Origin of the sequence: Marinomonas sp. BSi20584 (assembly GCF_002792415.1) — a bacterium.
In the GTDB taxonomy this organism is placed as follows: Bacteria; Pseudomonadota; Gammaproteobacteria; order Pseudomonadales; family Marinomonadaceae; genus Marinomonas; species Marinomonas polaris.
This window is the reverse complement of record NZ_KZ454894.1, coordinates 53,932-71,621: the sequence shown is the minus strand read 5'-3', so window position 1 is coordinate 71,621 and position 17,690 is coordinate 53,932. Positions and strand designations below refer to the sequence as shown.

Here is a 17,690-nt window from a genome sequence, read left to right as displayed (position 1 = left end):
AATAGAGTCCAACTTTATGGGGTCAGTTCACTTGGAGGGCTTTTTATTTTTTACCTGCTAAGCGTAACAATCAGTCAAACTGACCATCACCCATTGCAAGTCGAATTTTCTTCATTGCATTCTTTTCAAGCTGTCGGATACGCTCAGCAGAAACGCCATATTCATCAGCCAATTCATGCAAGGTAGATTTTGCATCAGACAACCAACGTTGCACTAGAATATTTCGGCTACGCTCATCAAGATCAGCCATAGCAACTTCTAGACGCTGATTGGAGTCTTCTTCCCAGTTACCATTTTCAAGCAAGGTTGCAGGATCTGAGCGATGGTCTTCTAGATATTGAGATGGCGCTTGAAAAGCACTGTCATCATCGTCGTCTGCAGAAGCATCAAACGCCATATCAGAAGAACTTAAACGCCCTTCCATTTGACGAACCACTTCTGGTGTCACACCTAAATCACTAGCAACCGACTCTACTTCTGAATTGCTGAACCAAGACAAGGTCTTTTTCGCGCTACGCAAATTAAAGAACATTTTACGTTGTGCTTTTGTCGTAGCTACTTTAACAATGCGCCAGTTTTTCAGAATAAATTCATGAATCTCGGCTTTAATCCAGTGCACAGCAAAGGAAACAAGGCGAACACCGACTTCTGGGTTAAAGCGCTTAACCGCTTTCATCAAGCCAACGTTGCCTTCTTGAATAAGGTCACCTTGAGCTAAACCATATCCAGAGTAACTTTTCGCAATATGTACAACAAATCTTAAGTGCGACATAACCAAGGTACGCGCAGCTTCAAGGTCTTCTTGATAATAAAGACGTTCCGCCAACGCTTTTTCTTCGTCTGCGGTTAAAATCGGAATTCTGCTGACGGCTTGTATGTAAGACTCTAGGTTCTGACCAGGAATCATCATATCCGTAGGCTGGAGAGCTTTACCCATCTCTATTTCCACCTTTCTAATTGTTCATACTGTGTATGACAAAATACTAACAAGTAAATTCTGCTTGTGTGTGACATAAATGTGAATAAACCATGGCTATTATCTTAGTAGTGATATTAGCCTTTCATTGTCACTGCAGTTCAATAGTTGTGATATGTCGGTTAACGGCAATCCATGCGCCAAACACACCAACAAATGCACTGATAGTTAAACATAAAACAATTTCATCCGCATTAAAAGTCTGAAGTTGAAAACCGCTTTGATAGAGATCAATCAATCGCTCTGCTGGAGCACTTACCCACCAGCTAAGCACGAGAATACAAAGGCTGGCGAAAAAACCACCCAGTACGCCAAACCAAAACCCCATGTACAAAAATGGTCGGCGAATATAAGCATCGGTTGCACCAACCAACTTCATAACCAACACTTCATCACGACGGCTTTCTACCGCCATGCGAATGGTATTGCCAACAATCAACAGCACAGCAACGACCAACAAAACCGACAGAGCATAGACAAATCGCTGCCCAAAACTCAGTATATTCGCAAGACGCTGTAACCATTGTGCATCAAGTTCTGCATAATCCACTTCTTTTTGTGCCGCTAGCTGGTCTCGTAAAGCTTGCAAACTCGATAACGTCGTAATATCTACCGCTTGTTTAGGAATAACTCTCAGTACAATCGGTAAAGGGTTCTCAGGCAAAGCAGACATAATTTGTTCATAGCCACTGGAACGCTCAAAATATCGAAGCCCTTCTTCCTTAGAAATATATTCCACTGACGCTACATCCGCTTGCGCAGAAAGGCGATGTGACAAGGCAAGAGCTTGCGTGTCTTCTAAATTAGGGAAAAGATACAAGGTAATGACCGACTGCTGCTCCCATTGATCTGTGACAGATTGCACATTTTTCAGCAAAACATACAAACCACCTGGTAGAGACAAAGCTATTGCAATTACCATCACCGTCATAATGCTAGCCAATGGATAATTCACTAGCCGCATAAAGCTTTCGGTTAAAGTCGTTTGATGCTGACGAAAATATTTACTCGGACTAAAAGACGTTCGCGTCGGCCAATTATGTTTGGTTGCTTTAATCGACTCTCTGGTCGCACCGCGTTGATTCGGCTTCTGTGCCATTTAGCCAAACCCTCCATCATTCACCATTCGACCCTGATTTAAAGTCAAAACACGATGACGCATGCGCGCAACCAGTGCTAAATCATGACTAGCAACCAAGACGGTTACACCAACACGATTAAACTCTTGGAATAAATTCATGATTTCTGCTGACAATTTGGGATCTAAATTACCCGTTGGTTCATCGGCTAACAACAATTGTGGTTTATTCACCACTGCTCGCGCAATACCAACACGCTGTTGCTCACCACCAGATAACGCCATTGGATTGTATTTTTCTTTATCCAACAGACCTACTTTATCCAGCGCAGCACGCACTCGCTTTGCAATTTGTTGAGGATCCGCTCCGCTCACCAACAATGGCAAGGCAACATTATGGAAAACACTTCGATCTAATAACAACTGATGATTCTGAAACACGACGCCAACGCGACGTCGATGATGAGGAATCGCTCGGCGGCTCAAAGTACGCAAATCAACACCATCGACCAAAATTTGGCCCGAGGTTTGGCGCTCGATCATCATCATGAGTTTCATCAAGGTACTTTTACCCGCACCAGAATGCCCAGTAAGAAAAGCCATTTCACCTTGCTGCAAATGAAAACTCACCTGCGACAATGCTTCTTGTCCACTCTCGTACTTTTTACCCACTCGTTGAAATTCGATTTCCACGCTAATCCAGCATCCTTAAATTAGAAAGAAGAAAGGTCTAATCACCACTTATTTGCTATCAAGCTATTCACTATCAAACAATGCGTCGACAAACTCTTTAGCAACAAATGGACGTAAGTCATCCGCTTGTTCACCTACACCAATATAACGTATAGGAATGCCGAACTGTTTGGCGATGGCAAAAATAATACCGCCTTTTGCGGTTCCATCCAGCTTAGTTAGTGTGATACCGCTCACGCCAACCGCTTCGGAAAACAGCTTAGCCTGACTGATAGCATTTTGACCAGTACCAGCATCCAAAACCAACATAACTTCATGTGGCGCGTTTTCATCTAGCTTTTTCATTACACGAACGACTTTAGACAGTTCGTTCATCAAATTCGCTTTGTTTTGTAGACGACCAGCGGTATCTGCAATAACGATATCGACGCCTTTAGCTTTAGCAGACTCAATCGCATCATAGATAACCGACGCCGAATCAGCGCCAGTGTGCTGAGCAACAACAGGAACATTATTACGCTCACCCCATACTTGAAGCTGCTCAACCGCAGCTGCACGAAAGGTGTCACCTGCTGCCAACATAACACTTTTGCCTTCAGCCTGATATTTTTTGGCCAACTTACCAATGGTTGTCGTCTTACCAACACCATTCACGCCCACCATTAAAATAACAAAAGGCCCATTTTTACTGACTGGCTCAAGCACTTGCTGAGACTGGGTAAGAATGCCTTCCATGTCGGCTTTTAAATGACTTAACAATGTTGCTGAGTCTTTTAGTTCTTTACGGTTTAGCTTGTCTGTTAACGCGCTTATCAAGGTCTGTGTGGCGTCGATACCGACATCCGCCATCAATAACTGAGTTTCTAGCTCTTCAAGCAGATTATCATCTACTTTTTTATGACCACCGATAACAGAAGACAAACCGTTGCCTAAACCGCTGCGAGTGCGAGACAAACCAGATTTAAAACGCTGAGACCAAGATAACGTAGGCTGCACAGGCTCACTTGGCGTTTCTTCTACTGCTTGTGCTTTAGTGCTTATCGCCACGTCATCTGCAAGTTGCTCGTCAGAAGCCAAAGCTTCCGCTGAGGCTGTTTCATCCTGAACTGAATCGGGCGTATCTATATCCTTTTTCTTAGCTGCTGCAATATCTGCATTCATTTTGTTCACAAAACGACGGCGAACAACGAAAGCGATAATGGCTAAAAGTGTTCCAATCGCAATAGGAACATAACGTGCATATTCACCAAGATACGGTGTAAAAAAAGCAATAATTTGATTAACAACTTCCATTAAATCAGTCTCTTTATTTTGACTGATGCGATAAACATCAGTGAAATGCTATGATTAGACACAGCGCCACATACATGGACACTTAAAAACGGTTATTTTAACATCATTCTGGCTCGCAAACAGGCTTAGTTTTAGCCAAAATATTCTTAACAAGCACCACTCAAGGTTCATTATGTCCGACGATAGCAAACCTCTATTTAGCCGACCCGTTCTGGCGGCGGTCATGTTGTTCTGCACTCTGGCTATTTGGCTGTTAAATTTAACCGCTCCGAGCAGTAAGTTACCCACACCTCAAATTGAGAAATGGACAACCACGTCAGGTATTCCTGTGGTCTGGTTAAAACAAGCAGAATGGCAAGATAGCAACAAACTGGAGCTTCGTTTTTCATTTCGCTCAGTCACTACTAACATAACATTGATCCAAACCACGCTGGCCATGTTAATGAGCGACTCTTTACCGCTTAGTACTGCTTCAATTAACCAAAGGCTCGCGCCTTTAGCTGCCAGCGCAAACAGCTATTATGATCATGAAAATCAAACCATTGGTTTAACACTGAGTAATGAGCCAAAATATCTGACTCCAACACTTTCCTTGGCAACCAATTGGCTTAGACAACCAGATTTCAAACCTCGCACTTTCGATGCTTGGCAAACCCAACACCGAGCAAATCCCCCCGTCCAACATGAGCTCGAAAATGTTTTATTTTTCGATAAGGCTAATGATCAAAACAACGACACCATAACTACCGTCTCTTTAAAACAAGTTTCCGACTATTACCAGAGCTTAAAATCGTCTGCTGCTACTATTTTTATCGTGGGCGAGATGTCACCAGAAACTAAGCAAGCAGTCAAAAATGCAATCAATACCATCAGCCAAGACTACCGACTTTCAAACGCTTCCGCCGAGGCCATTCATTACGAGTCCATCAGCTCAACCATTCAACAAAATGAAGGCGAACTTTGGCAAACTCGCAGCGCCATCGCATTAATGCCAGTGTCTTCAATCAAAGAATGGATCAGTTTGCAAATTTGGGGCGCTGACTTGGTTTCTACGCTCAACCAGCAACAACATATTGATTTTGTTCAGCTCGCTTTTACGCTTTCACCGCAGCGCCCTTGGGCATGGTGGAATATCCAATACGCTAACAGCATAACAGAAACAGTAAGCGAACCTAGCCACGATGCCAGTCGCTTCGTTAACGCTAAAAGCCTTGTGTTTGTAGAACAAGTTCCCTCAGTAAACGACAGCAAAACCTTTGGCATTCTACTGGATAATTTCAAGCAACAACTCGAACAGCAAACGCTATCACCAACATGGTGGAGCTATATTGCCACACAAGTCACCCATGAAGATGGTGCGCTCACAGTGGAGCAATTCGCCGAAGGCTACAAAGATGCCATCGACAGCTTCACCATAGAAGATTATCAAACGGCTCTACAACACCTATTAAAACCATCGTCCTATCAAGAGATTCAGGTTTACCAATGAAGAAAAAAGTTCTAAGTAACGTCTCGAATAAAAGTAAAGCGAAGGCATCGAGACTTCGTATCATCGCCGGTGAATGGCGCTCTCGCCAACTGCCGATTCCAGATATTGAAGGTTTACGTCCAACGCCAGACAGAGTACGAGAAACCTTATTCAATTGGATCAATGCCTATATTCCAGGTGCTGTTTGTGGTGACCTGTTTTGTGGCTCAGGTGCACTTGGGTTAGAAGCGTTATCACGCGGCGCAAAGCACATGACTTTTGTCGATAACTCACGCGTAGTGTCACAACAAATGACAGCAAACTTAGCAACGCTAGGCGCAACGGACAGTGCTAATGTGATTGCACAAAACGCGGCCGTCTTTCTTGATACGGTCACGCCACATGCCATGGATATTGTGTTTCTAGACCCGCCATTTCGCAAAGGCTGGTTAGCACAAATTATCCCTTTGCTTGAAAAAGGCTGGCTCGCAGATCGTGCGCTTGTTTATATCGAAATGGAAAAAGAAGCCGATCTACCTGCACTACCAAGCCACTGGTCTTTGTTAAAAGAAAAAGTCGCTGGCCAATTGGTTTATCGATTATTTGAAGTATCTAAATAATTCGGTGCCCAAGCCCTATCCAAAATAGGGCTTTCTGATCCACCGGTACAAACATCGCACCAAAAATAAGCAAAACAATATTTTCCCTCCTATAATGTCTTAATCAAAACAAGCTATATCAGCCACTTTGATTTGAGCACGATACTTGCATAACCTAATAGAATATGTGCCATTAATGAGCACTTCACTTAAACATTGCCTCGCGATGGAAGGTACCTATGCTGTCAAACCTATCCTTTAAGACCAAACTGTTCATACTTCTAATCACTGCGATTACGGGGTTAATTATCGTCACTGCTGTGGCCATGACAGGGCTCTCATCCCAACAAAGCGCCAACAATGAGCTGAGAAACCTCTCAAAGATTCAAGCATCAAATGATCAACTTAGCATTCACATGCTTGAGATAGCTGATAGCCTGCGCTCCATTTCTGTAGAAAATTACCAAGACTACATTGCAAGCGCGAAAGAACAAATTGCACAGAACGCCAACATCATCGCTACAAATATTGAAAAAGCTCATAGCCAAAACTTGAAGCAAACTCTCGAAGAAAACCTAGTAGAACTCAACGACTATAGCCAAGCACTCATCGCGCTGATCGAAAAACGCTATATTATTGGTTTCGATTCCTCTTCAGGTTTACGCGGTAGCGTAGATCAAATGGGGACAGAAATAAGCGAAGACATCCAAAAGCTTAGCTTATTAAAACGAGAGTTCACCAATGTGCGTAAAGCTGAGGCTGGCTATCTATCAGATCCAACCGAAAGCAATCTAGAAGAGTTTACCTCCAGCTTCGACCGCTTCGATAACCGAATTGAAAACTTTGGTTTTCAAGACACTCACGGTGTAAAAGCCAACGCTTACCGCGATGCCATTCTGCAATACGGTAAGGAATACAAATCGCTTAGCGAGATCGAAAATACTTTCACGACACAAAAAAATCAGTTTACCGAAAGCCAACTTAAAGCGAATCAACTGATTGAGAACAAAGTTCAGCAAGCAGAAAACAGCGCGGAAGAAAGCTCAACACAAGCCAACGCAACCCTACTGGGCGTTAGTATCGCTGTAATTCTAGTAGCCGCACTGCTCATGCTTGCCATTGGCCGCAGCGTCAATAGCACGTTACAAAACATAATTACTGACCTTAATAAAGTTAAAAAAGGCGATATGTCATCAAAAGCGTCAGTTAACACTAAACGTAACGATGAGTTCGATCAATTGAGCCAATCTCTCAATGAAATGACTAGCGGCTTGGGTGACGTATTAAAAGATGTTGTTTCGACAACTGACAATGTCAGCACTATGTCCACTGATTTAAACAACACCATCAGCAGCATTGCCAGCAGTAACCACTTAGTCAACCAGCGTACACATTCATTGGCTTCTGCAACGGACGATATTTCTAGCCGTTTAACCGAGTTGTCTAGCACCACAAATACGCTTCAAGCGCACTCCAATGAAACCTACCAATCCGCTAAATCTGGCGCGGATACGATTAAATTGGTGTTAAGCAGCATCACCGACACAGTGAATATTGTGAATATAACCAGCCAACAACTTGATGAACTAGGCCGTTTATCCAAAAACATCGATAGCGTCATTGCCATGATTAATGACCTTGCTAGCCAAACCAACTTACTCGCGCTGAACGCCGCGATAGAAGCTGCTCGCGCTGGCGAAGCGGGACGCGGATTCTCTGTGGTCGCAGATGAAGTAAGAGCATTAGCAGAAAAAACCGTTGATGCCACTTCGAAAATTACGGACATAGTTAATACCATTCAGCAGTCGACTCAAACCGCAATTAGCACCATGGAAAGCGGACAAGACAACTTGAAAATCATCAGTGAAAATGGCAGCAAGGCCGAAGAAGCCATGCGCGACATAGAAAGCAACGCCATGACAGGATCGAAATCCACCGACTCAATGGCAAGCGCCATTCAGGATGTTGCTAGTACCGCCATTCAAATGAGCACAGAGATGGAAGAAATTGCTCAACAGTTAAACCAAGATACTCGCTCTATCGATATTTTGGCGGATAAAACTAAGCAGATTCAGAAAATTTCCGAGCAACTTGCCGTTAAAACCCAAGTATTCACTCTCGTTTAGCGTATTATCACTCGATAGATATCAGTAATAAGTAAAACGCTTCTGCCATCAGCTGATGGCAGAAGCGTTTTACTTTCAACCTTCTAATACCGTATACCGATTGATGGCGGCATCCGCCTCTTGATGACACTGTGCACAAACGCTAGACTGTGTAACATCTTTCATCGATGAACCTTCCCACATTTCTTCACGGGAATTCGAGCAATTTCTTTAGGACTTTACTTTAGGATAAAAACAAACCTATGCCGGACGTCATTCCAGCCGACTCTGTTGGTATTGTTACGCCACAGATTGCGCAATTCGACACCCCGTTGGCGCTTTCCTGCGGACAGACCTTGTCATCGTACCAACTTATTTACGAGACTTATGGGACCCTGAATCAAAGCGCTTCCAATGCTATTTTAATTTGCCACGCGCTGAGCGGAGATCACCACGCTGCAGGTTATCATGCCATGTCGGATACCAAAACGGGCTGGTGGGATACGGCAATAGGACCTGGTAAAGCCATCGATACAAATAAGTTTTTTGTTATTGCTCTCAATAACTTAGGCGGTTGCTGTGGTTCAACGGGGCCGACGAGCATTAATCCAGAAACAGGGCAGCGCTGGGAAGCCAGTTTTCCGATTGTCACAGTAGAAGATTGGGTCGAAAGCCAAGCGCGTTTAGCCGATTTATTGGGTATCCAAACCTTCGCCGCTATCGTCGGTGGCAGCCTTGGTGGCATGCAAGTACTTGAATGGAGCATTCGCTTCCCCACTCGCTTGAAATCTGCGGTGATTGTCGCGTCAGCTCCAAAACTATCCACCCAGAACATCGCCTTCAACGAAGTCGCACGTCAGTCCATTCGTCGTGATCCAGATTTTTTTGATGGCAACTACATAGACAACAACTCTGTACCAACTAACGGCCTTGGTTTGGCGCGTATGCTGGGTCACATTACCTATCTTTCAGACGATGCCATGGGCGCTAAATTTGGTCGCCAGATGCGCCATGATAGCTACCAATACAATTACGGCATTGAGTTCGAAGTAGAAAGTTATTTACGTTATCAAGGCGAAGCCTTCACCAAACGTTTTGACGCCAACACCTACATGCTGATGACAAAGGCGCTGGATTATTTTGATCCCGCGTCACAAACCAATGGTGATCTTTCTGCCGTTCTAAGCCGCGCACAATGCGAGTTTTTATTGGTTTCCTTTACTACCGACTGGCGTTTCTCTCCAGAGCGCAGTGAAGAAATCGTCAACGCGCTCGTCAAGGCTGGTAAACAAGTTTCTTACGCCAAGATCGAAGCGGCAGAAGGTCATGACGCCTTTTTGTTCCCAATCCCTCGCTACATGGCTGTGTTAAACACCTTTTTAACCCGGGTTGCCAATAGCCTTACAACGGAGGTCAAATAATGCGCTCTGATTTAGAAATGATCGATGAATGGGTTAAGCCCAATATTCGAGTGCTCGATTTGGCCTGTGGTCCCGGTGAGTTGCTTCACCATCTCATTCAAAACAAACAGGTGAAAGGCTATGGTTTGGAAATCGGCCCTGACGATTTAAATACCTGTATCGAAAAAGGCATTCCAGTTTTAGAGCAAAACATCGACGAAGGTTTGCAAAACTTCGATGACCAAAGTTTTGACTTAGTCTTGATGACCCATGCTTTGCAACAATTTCGTCGCCCAGATTTGTTGATCGATGAAATGCTGCGCATCGGTAAAGAATGCATTATCACTTTCCCGAACTTCGGACATTGGCGAAGCCGTTTGCATTTGGCGTTAAAAGGCAGAATGCCGGTATCTGATTTCTTACCATACAATTGGTACGACACACCGAACATCCACTTTTTCACCTTTCAAGATTTTGAGCGTTTATGTCGTGAAAAAGACATTAAAATCCTACGTTGGGCTGCCGTAGACGGCCAACTAAAAGACCATTGGTGGATTCGCTCTATGCCGAACTTATTCAGTGAAACGGCGATTTTCCACATCAGCCGTTAAACCACGGTCAGTAGCATAAATAGAACAATCAACAAGGCGGCGAATCAGCCGCCTTTGTTTTAAAAGTTTAAAAAGGAAGACCGATGAACAAAACCATCGTACTAGCCAGCAACAATGCTGGAAAAATCAAAGAATTCAATGCGTTACTAGGTGACATGGGCATTGATGTCAAACCGCAAAGCGAGTTTAACGTCGAAGAAGCAGAAGAAACAGGCTTGAGCTTTATTGAAAACGCCATTCTAAAAGCGCGCAACGCTTGTGCTCACACTGGCTTGCCTGCATTGGCTGATGATTCTGGTATTGAAGTGGATTATCTCGACGGTGCGCCGGGTATTTACTCTGCTCGTTTTGCCGGTGATCACGGTAATAACGAAGCGAATAACAAGCTATTATTGGAAAAACTAGACGGCGTACCTGAACTAGAACGTACCGCTCGTTTTCATTGTGTATTGGCTTATATGCGCCACAAGGACGATCCAACCCCACAAGTGTTTCATGGCGTCTGGGAAGGCCGTATTTTGACATCTACGGAAGGCCAAGAAGGCTTTGGTTATGATCCCGTATTTTATGTACCGGAATGCGCTTGCAGTGCGGCTAGCCTACCAAAAGAAGTAAAGAACCAAATTAGCCATCGCGCCAAAGCTTTGAAACAGCTATTCGCATCCTTTCAACAATCCTCTTTTTCACAACTAGGTAAGCCATTTTGAGCACTCAGTTACCACCGCTAAGTTTGTATATTCATTTACCTTGGTGCGTGCGTAAGTGTCCTTATTGCGACTTCAATTCTCATCAAGCAGACCGTTTTGAAGCCAATGGCAAACTGCCAGAAGACGCCTATTTGGCACAGCTTCTGGCTGATCTAGACGCCGATTTACCTTATGTCGCTGGACGAGAAATACAAACCGCTTTTATTGGCGGTGGTACGCCAAGCTTGATGAGCGAAAACTTCTATTATCGTTTAATGGATGCCCTGCGCGAAAAGCTAACGTGGGCAGACAATGCCGAAATCACCATGGAAGCCAATCCAGGAACGTTTGAACAAGAAAAGTTTCGCCACTTTCGTCAGGCTGGCATTAATCGTTTGTCCATCGGTATCCAAAGTTTCCAGCCAAACCTGTTGAAAACCCTAGGAAGAATCCACAACCGTGAGGAAGCGATACACGCTGTGGATAAGTCTAGAGCCGCTGGCTTTGACAATATCAACCTCGATTTAATGCATGGCTTACCAGATCAGAGCCTAGAAATGGCGCTAGAAGACTTGTCTCTTGCCATCGAACTGAACCCTGAGCACTTGTCTTGGTATCAACTGACTATCGAGCCAAATACTGAGTTTTATCGTCGTCCACCAACGCTACCCGAAGACAACACCTTGTGGGGAATTCAAGACGCAGGACAAGAGCTGTTGACCAAACATGGTTATGCTCAGTACGAAGTTTCGGCTAATTCAAAAGAGAACCGTCGCGCGGCACACAACCTTAATTATTGGCGTTTCGGCGATTACATAGGAATTGGCGCTGGCGCTCATGGCAAGATCACATTGGTTAATGGTCAAATATTTCGTACACGAAAGACTCGCCATCCAAATCATTACTTAAACAACCTACCTGAAGCCTTGGTCATCAAAGAGGCCATCGAGCAAGAAGACCTACCGCTTGAATTCATGATGAACCGTCTACGCTTGTTCGAAACCTTTGATTTAAAGGATTACGAGCGCTTCACTTATCAAAGCGTGCCAAGTTCTCTGGTCAAAGCCTGTGAAATAGCACTAAAACAGGGTCTATTAGATACCGATGAATGGAAGAATCAGCGCGTCAAAACTACCGAAAAAGGGAAATTATTCCTCAACGAATTGCTTGAATTATTCCTCCCGTAGCACGCCATTTTATTTACTATAATTTGACATCTAAGCATTTAGATGTAACTCTTATTAGGTTAAGAACAAAAAAGGCCATCTTTGATGGCCTTTTTTGTTCTATTAGCAACATACAAACTAGTGGCTTTTTTAACAAAAACTATCTTTTTAAACGAAAGAAATAGCCCATCGTTTCGTTCTATTTCAACAATTTACGGCGCTCTATCCTCTCGCTCTCTTTGTTACTGAGATGCTAGAAGACTTTTATCTCGTCAGCATAACTGCCAACACGAGATTAAGCATAAATTGTGAAAACAGAACAAAATACGTCGTATTAAGAACAATCTAATAATGAGAATTCTTTTAGGGTGAAGTAGCGGAATTGTGTAAAAAAAAGCTCATGTTGATTTTCGTTTAAAAAGATTTGCACAGACCTTTATAAGTTCAGTTATCCAACAAAGGTCTTGGGGAAGTTTTCACTAATTCAGGAGAATGTTTATGAGTAATAAAGTACCTGACAGTGGTCGGGCAGAATACAACACGTCATACAAAGTAGGACAAGATAACATTCAGTTTCTTGGCCTTGACGTATTAAACCCAGTGTTTAGTACAAGCGCGCTTATTATTTTTGCATTCATCATTGGCAGTATCTTATTCCCTGCTGATGCGAGTTCCATTTTATCAGGTGCAAAGAACTGGTCGATCAATAATTTTGATTGGTTCTTTATGGTTGCTGGTAATATTTTCGTACTCTTTTGTTTGCTACTGATTCTCCTTCCTCTAGGCAGGATCCGCCTTGGTGGTACCGAAGCAAGAGCAGAACACTCCACTATTACTTGGTTTTCAATGCTCTTCGCAGCGGGCATGGGTATTGGTTTGATGTTCTGGAGTGTTGCTGAACCTGTTGGTTATTACACAGGTTGGTATGGCACGCCATTTGATGTGGTTAAAAACACGCCTGAAGCTCGTGATCTAGCGATGGGCGCAACCATGTTCCATTGGGGTCTTCATCCTTGGGCGATTTACGCGGTTGTTGGTCTGTCTTTGGCATTCTTTGCATATAACAAAGGTTTACCTCTTACTATTCGTTCTGCTTTTTACCCATTATTTGGTGAGAAAGTCTGGGGCGGAATTGGTCACGTAATTGACGTTATTTCAGTTATTGCGACTATCTTTGGTTTGGCAACATCGCTTGGCTTTGGCGCACTGCAAGCAACAAGTGGTCTTAACTTCCTGTTTGATATTCCAAATACGCTAACCACACAAATCTTTGTGATCTGTGGTGTAACAGCCGTTGCCATCATATCGGTAGCACGTGGCCTAGAAGGTGGTGTGAAACTGCTGTCTAACGTCAACATGATCATCGCGGCTGTATTGGCAATCTTCATCGTAGTCGTTGGTAACACTGGCGCTATCTTTGCTGCAATGGGTTCTTACTTGTTGAACTACGTTGAAAACATCATTCCATTAAGTAACTGGATTGGTCGTGACGATACTACCTTCTACCACGGTTGGACTGTATTCTACTGGGCTTGGTGGATTTCTTGGTCACCATTTGTAGGTATGTTTATCGCTCGCGTTTCTCGTGGTCGTACTGTTCGTGAATTCCTAGTAGCAGTTCTATTAGTACCAACGGTTGTTTCTCTTGTATGGATGTCTATCTTTGGCGGATCAGCTTTAGATCAGTCTGCGAATGGCGTTGGTGCATTGGCAAACGGTATTACTGATTCTTCATTGGCTATGTTCCAAATGTTTGCGAGCTTACCGTTGACGTCTTTGATTTCCTTCATTGGTATCATTCTTGTATTGGTATTCTTTGTAACGTCTTCTGACTCAGGCTCTTTGGTTATCGATGGTATTACCGCTGGCGGTAAAACTGATGCACCAATGATTCAACGTGTTTTCTGGGCGGTTCTAGAAGGTATCATCGCGATTGCTTTGCTTGTTGGTGGTGGTTCTGAAGCACTTGGTGCAATTCAAGCGGCTGCAATCACTATTGGCTTACCATTCACATTGCTCATGTTAATCATGTGTGTGAGCTTGTGGAAAGGTTTGCATAGCGATATGCATCTTTATAAAAAAGCATAGCGTTATAGCGACTTTATAGAGATTCATTGCTACTAAAAAACAACGCGAATGGCCGTAACTGGACGTTCGCGTTGTTTTCTTTTTGTAAATACTCTATTATCGGCGTCCTCTTAGGGGAGTAATCTTCTTTGCACTACACATATGTACTGCAAAGATTCTTTGTCAACATAATTGAGCCTCAAGCTCGTGGCAAAGAAGTCCTGATCCGATACAGTATCGACAGGGTTGATGAGACTTAAGACAATGACTTGGCTCAGGTGGGCTCAGGTTTGTTGTCTTTCGTTTATTGCCCACCTAGGACCTGTCAAATGGAAGCACTACTCACTTCTATCTCTACTGTTGCTCTTGCTGAAATGGGCGATAAAACCCAACTTTTAGCCTTATTCCTTGCTACTCGTTTCGCGTCTAAATCCTCTATTGTGCTTGGTATTCTTGCTGCGACATTGCTCAATCATGCGCTATCAGCATGGCTTGGCGTAGAAATTGCAAAATGGATTCCAGAAAGTGCAATCAGTTGGATTGTTGGTCTAAGCTTTATCGCCGTAGGTTTATGGTTATTGATCCCAGATAAAGACGACAGTGAAGACAATAGCATGCTGAAGTATGGTGCGTTTGGTGCGACGTTTATCTTGTTTTTCCTTGCCGAAATTGGTGACAAAACTCAAATCGCAACCGTCTTATTAGGCGCTCACTATGGCAGTGTCTGGATGGTCTTGCTAGGCTCAACTATCGGTATGATGCTGGCGAACGTACCTGTTGTGTTTGCAGGTAACTGGATAATGGACAGAATCAATGCCGACCGCACACGTCAGCTTGCTTGTTTGCTTTTCCTCATTATGGGAATCGTGACAATAGCGGCGCCGCTGCTTAAATAAAGAGGCGGTTAACCAACCGGTTCGAAAAACTGCTTTTTAATAAACAGGAACAGAACAATGGATGTCGAATTAACCGAAATACTCGAAGCACTTTGTCAGCACGCGCCATTCAATGAGATTGCCGACGATCCGCAACTCAATGATATGACCAAAGAAATAGAGATTCAGTATGTTCGTGCTGGCGAGTGGGTTATCGCTCCAAGCGCACTGAACAATACCTTGTTCTTTATTCGCAGTGGTGCAATTGAAGTGCTTAGCAAAGAGGAAAAGTTAATTCGACGTATGAATGAAGGCGAGCTATTTGGCTACTTTTCTCTATTGCGAGGTGGCAAGTCTTCACAATCCATGCGAACCATCGAAGACAGCTTGCTGTATCGCATTCCGGCGCGCTGGTTTCTAAAGCTCTACGAAGAAAACGACAATTTTTCTGACTTCTTTGAACTCGCTCGCGAAGTGCGTTTGCGCGTTGCGATGGATTCACAAAACTCAGATGTATCGTTAATGACTTGTCCTGTTGTCAGCTTGTTGAGACGACCACCGATTAGCGCAGACATCAGCTCAGACATTCTGACTTCTGCGCAAATCATGGCGGAGCATCGTGTTTCAAGCTTGCTTATTACTGAAAATGACGAATTGATTGGCATTGTCACAGACCGAGATTTACGTACTCGTGCGGTTGCCAAAGGTCTTGCCTACAGCACCTCTATCGCAGATATAATGACCCGCGATCCCATTGTTATGGACAGCGGTGATTATGCATCTGAAGCCGTTTTAAAAATGATGGAGCGTAACGTTCACCATATTCCCATTGTCAAAAATGGTCGCCCTATCGGCGTGGTGAGCACCGGAGATATTATTCAAAAAGAAAGCCACGGCAGCGTCTATCTGATAAGCGATATTTATAAGCAAACCAGCATCGAAGGCTTGAAAAGTATCAGCCGCAAGATGACACATACGTTTACTCAGCTTGTGGTTGCAGATGCTAATACACAAATGATTGGTAACGCCATGTCCCACATAGGTACTGCCTTTGTGAAACGACTGCTGCAACTTGGTGAAGAGAAGTTCGGGCCACCACCTGTGCCATATTGTTTTATCGCGCTTGGTTCACAGGCAAGAGAAGAGCAAACCATTAAAACCGATCAAGATAATGCACTTGTCTTGAGTGACAAGTACGATAAAAAACTTCACGGCGAATATTTCGAAGCGCTGACAGATTGGGTTTGCCGTCATCTGGATGACTGCGGCTACACACTTTGTACTGGCGACATCATGGCATCCAATCCACGCTGGCGTCAGCCGCTAAGAGTTTGGAAAGAAAACTTCAGTGAGTGGATACAAAAACCCAAAGCCGAAGCTCTGCTACGACTGTCTATCTTCTTTGATTTACGCGGTATCTACGGCGATAAAACACTCGCCAAACAACTAAACCAACACATACGCCAAGAAGCTCTGCAGCACTCAGGCTTTCTAACCTTTATGGCGAGAAATGCCAATCAGCGTAAACCGCCATTGGGATTTTTTCGACAATTTGTTTTAGATGGCGAAGGTGAACAGTCACGCACTTTCAATCTCAAAGAGCGAGGAATCGCTCCGATTATCGATATCGTTCGTGTCCACGCCCTTGCCTGTGGCAGTGACAAACTCAACACTCTTGAGCGCATCGAAGACATTGAAGCGGCAGGATTATTACCGGAAGGCCGAGCTAAAGATCTTGCGCTGGCATTGGAAATGATAGGTATGGTGCGGATCAAACATCAGAAAGACCAGATCGAAGCAGGCGAAGAACCGAATAACCACGTTAACCCTGAGCACTTGTCGTCCTTTGAAAAACGCCATCTACGAGATGCTTTTCATATCGTTACTCGCCAACAGGAGTTCATTAAATTCCGTTACGCAGGGAAACGCAGCTAAATGGCAAAGTTATTATTGAAAAATAAATCCAAAGAAGGCATTCAAGATTGGCAAGCCATGTTTTCAGAATGGGCAGAAGAAGCGCCAGAAGGTCCTCTGAAACGCTATTATCAAGCGGGAATGATTGCACCGCAAACAGAATTGAAAGATACGCCGTTGCTGGCCTTGGATCTAGAAACCACAGGACTTGACTCAAGCCAAGATGAAATAATCAGCCTCGGTTTAATCCCCCTCAGCCACAAAACCATTCGTTGCCAAGGTGCGCAATATTGGATGGCAAAACCAGAACGGTCGCTGAATGCAGAATCTGTCACTATCCATGAAATCACCCATTCGGAATTGGCTGAAGCACCGCGACTTCATGCCATTTTGGATGAGATTTTACTGGCACTCACACATCAAGTCATCGTTGTGCATTGTGTTGCCATCGAGCGTCAGTTTTTACTCGAAGCGTCGATGAAAATATATGGTTTCCCACTGTATTTTCCCGTGCTCGACACCATGGATATTGAGCGCCAAGCGACCTTTAAACCTTGGTGGAAACGCTTTGGCAGACAGCCTTCTTTACGCTTAGACGCTTGCCGTCAACGCTATAAACTACCGCGCTATAAAGCACACCATGCACTCACCGACGCGTTGTCATCGGCCGAATTATTGCAAGCGCAAATTTCCTATCATATGGACCCAAACGCAGATATATCAAACTATTGGGTGTGATGCTTTGCGGCCTGCTTCTGT

General features: G+C 44.1%; 15 protein-coding genes and 1 riboswitch. Of the genes, 11 read left to right on the top strand and 4 right to left on the bottom strand.

Going from position 1 to position 17,690, the window contains the following annotated elements:
- Positions 1-70 precede the first annotated feature (70 nt).
- The 4 genes from rpoH to ftsY all read right to left on the bottom strand — a co-directional run bounded on the left by rpoH (position 71) and on the right by ftsY (position 4,040).
- Positions 71-937 carry an RNA polymerase sigma factor RpoH gene (gene rpoH, locus TY87_RS19610; RefSeq protein ID WP_072839451.1) on the bottom strand — a complete coding sequence of 289 codons (867 nt, stop codon included), beginning with the start codon at positions 935-937 and terminating at the stop codon, positions 71-73.
- Positions 938-1,067: 130 nt separating this feature from the next.
- Positions 1,068-2,075 (bottom strand): permease-like cell division protein FtsX, encoded by a 1,008-nt coding sequence (gene ftsX / locus TY87_RS19605; RefSeq protein WP_072839450.1) that lies wholly within the window; start codon positions 2,073-2,075, stop codon positions 1,068-1,070.
- The gene (gene ftsE, locus TY87_RS19600; protein WP_072839449.1) at positions 2,076-2,747 is read right to left on the bottom strand and encodes a cell division ATP-binding protein FtsE; all 672 of its coding nucleotides are present in this window, start codon (positions 2,745-2,747) and stop codon (positions 2,076-2,078) included.
- Between the two features lie 63 nt (positions 2,748-2,810).
- Complete coding sequence (gene ftsY / locus TY87_RS19595; protein ID WP_100188357.1) at positions 2,811-4,040, bottom strand: signal recognition particle-docking protein FtsY; 1,230 nt, start codon at positions 4,038-4,040, stop codon at positions 2,811-2,813.
- A 172-nt stretch (positions 4,041-4,212) separates the two neighbouring features.
- On the opposite strand from ftsY, the gene TY87_RS19590 reads away from it, so the two are divergent.
- The 11 genes from TY87_RS19590 to TY87_RS19540 all read left to right on the top strand — a co-directional run bounded on the left by TY87_RS19590 (position 4,213) and on the right by TY87_RS19540 (position 17,669).
- On the top strand, positions 4,213-5,529 hold the full coding sequence (locus tag TY87_RS19590) for a peptidase M16 family protein (protein WP_100188356.1): 1,317 nt from the start codon (positions 4,213-4,215) through the stop codon (positions 5,527-5,529).
- Positions 5,526-6,128 (top strand): 16S rRNA (guanine(966)-N(2))-methyltransferase RsmD, encoded by a 603-nt coding sequence (gene rsmD / locus TY87_RS19585; RefSeq protein WP_100188355.1) that lies wholly within the window; start codon positions 5,526-5,528, stop codon positions 6,126-6,128. The genes TY87_RS19590 and rsmD overlap by 4 nt, the downstream gene beginning before the upstream one ends.
- Before the next feature lie 218 nt (positions 6,129-6,346).
- Complete coding sequence (locus tag TY87_RS19580) at positions 6,347-8,233, top strand: methyl-accepting chemotaxis protein (RefSeq protein ID WP_100188354.1); 1,887 nt, start codon at positions 6,347-6,349, stop codon at positions 8,231-8,233.
- A 242-nt stretch (positions 8,234-8,475) separates the two neighbouring features.
- Entirely contained in the window at positions 8,476-9,633 is a 1,158-nt protein-coding gene (metX, locus tag TY87_RS19575) for a homoserine O-succinyltransferase MetX (RefSeq protein WP_100188353.1), read from the top strand.
- Entirely contained in the window at positions 9,633-10,223 is a 591-nt protein-coding gene (metW, locus tag TY87_RS19570) for a methionine biosynthesis protein MetW (protein WP_100188352.1), read from the top strand. The genes metX and metW overlap by 1 nt, the downstream gene beginning before the upstream one ends.
- 83 nt (positions 10,224-10,306) lie before the next feature.
- Positions 10,307-10,930 (top strand): RdgB/HAM1 family non-canonical purine NTP pyrophosphatase, encoded by a 624-nt coding sequence (gene rdgB, locus TY87_RS19565; RefSeq protein ID WP_100188351.1) that lies wholly within the window; start codon positions 10,307-10,309, stop codon positions 10,928-10,930.
- Positions 10,927-12,096 carry a radical SAM family heme chaperone HemW gene (gene hemW / locus TY87_RS19560; RefSeq protein WP_072839441.1) on the top strand — a complete coding sequence of 390 codons (1,170 nt, stop codon included), beginning with the start codon at positions 10,927-10,929 and terminating at the stop codon, positions 12,094-12,096. Before rdgB ends, hemW begins: the two co-directional genes overlap by 4 nt.
- Before the next feature lie 477 nt (positions 12,097-12,573).
- Entirely contained in the window at positions 12,574-14,163 is a 1,590-nt protein-coding gene (locus TY87_RS19555) for a BCCT family transporter (RefSeq protein WP_072839440.1), read from the top strand.
- 106 nt (positions 14,164-14,269) lie between these two features.
- Positions 14,270-14,465: riboswitch (yybP-ykoY riboswitch) on the top strand.
- 6 nt (positions 14,466-14,471) lie between these two features.
- The gene (locus tag TY87_RS19550) at positions 14,472-15,038 is read left to right on the top strand and encodes a TMEM165/GDT1 family protein (protein ID WP_100188350.1); all 567 of its coding nucleotides are present in this window, start codon (positions 14,472-14,474) and stop codon (positions 15,036-15,038) included.
- A 57-nt stretch (positions 15,039-15,095) separates the two neighbouring features.
- Positions 15,096-16,952 (top strand): putative nucleotidyltransferase substrate binding domain-containing protein, encoded by a 1,857-nt coding sequence (locus TY87_RS19545; protein ID WP_072839438.1) that lies wholly within the window; start codon positions 15,096-15,098, stop codon positions 16,950-16,952.
- A complete protein-coding gene (locus tag TY87_RS19540; protein WP_100188349.1) occupies positions 16,953-17,669 on the top strand; it encodes a 3'-5' exonuclease in 717 nt (238 codons plus the stop codon). It abuts the gene before it with no gap.
- Positions 17,670-17,690 lie beyond the last annotated feature (21 nt).